Source organism: Paenibacillus tepidiphilus, from assembly GCF_008635795.1.
GTDB classification, from domain to species: Bacteria; Bacillota; Bacilli; order Paenibacillales; family Paenibacillaceae; genus Paenibacillus_AQ; species Paenibacillus_AQ tepidiphilus.
On the sequence record NZ_VWRQ01000069.1, the window covers coordinates 1 to 747 of the forward strand.

The 747-nt window shown below is 62.5% G+C and carries 2 protein-coding genes; both read left to right on the plus strand.

Going from position 1 to position 747, the window contains the following annotated elements; genetic code table 11:
• Positions 1-192 precede the first annotated feature (192 nt).
• On the plus strand, positions 193-474 hold the full coding sequence (locus F1379_RS29505; protein ID WP_150276048.1) for a type II toxin-antitoxin system TacA family antitoxin: 282 nt from the start codon (positions 193-195) through the stop codon (positions 472-474).
• Positions 471-747, plus strand: a 277-nt coding sequence (locus F1379_RS29510) for a hypothetical protein (RefSeq protein ID WP_203457199.1), incomplete at its 3' end; no start/stop codon positions are given. The genes F1379_RS29505 and F1379_RS29510, both read left to right, overlap by 4 nt.

The following is a 747-nucleotide window of genomic DNA, read 5'->3' on the forward strand; positions in this document are numbered from 1 at the left end:
GGAAGGGGCGGGGGGGATGGGAGAGGGTGGCGCACCAGGGCGGCTTGTTGAGAGCACGGGCGGTGGCCCGGCTTTTCTTAAAGGGGTCGCCTCAGAAAACGGAAAAAATCGTACGGTAAGCCGGAACCGCCGAAAATTCCGCCTTGGACTGTACGGCAATTTGCCGTATGATTGCATCAGGAGGATAAAATCATGCCCGTTGCCATCTCTACCGCCCGTCTCGAAGCCCGAATCAGCACCGATCTTCATTCGATGCTCAAGCGTGCCGCCGAACTTCAGGGGCGCACCATGACCGATTTCGTGGTGTCCGCAGTGCAGGACGCCGCGCAACGCGCCATCGAGCAGGCCGAAGTGATCCGGCTCTCGCTGGCCGATCAGGAGTGCTTTGCACAAGCGCTGCTGTCGCCGCCGCAACCGGCCCCGGCTCTGGAACGTGCCTTTGCCCGTCGCAACAAACTCTTGCGCGCTGAATGAGCGGCGCACCGTTCCGGCTCGCACCGCTCGATGCCGCACATGATCGCGCCGGGTTCAATAGCGATTCGGAACCACTGAATCGCTACCTGCGCGAGCGAGTCACCCAGGACATTCGCCGCCGCGTGGCCGCCTGTTTCGTGGCATTAGCAGACGGGCAGTGCATCGCGGGCTACTACACCTTGGCATCGGCAAGCCTGCTGCTGTCCGATCTTCCGGCCAGCACTGGCAAAAAGCTGCCACGCTATCCGACCGTGCCCGCCGTTCGTATGGGCC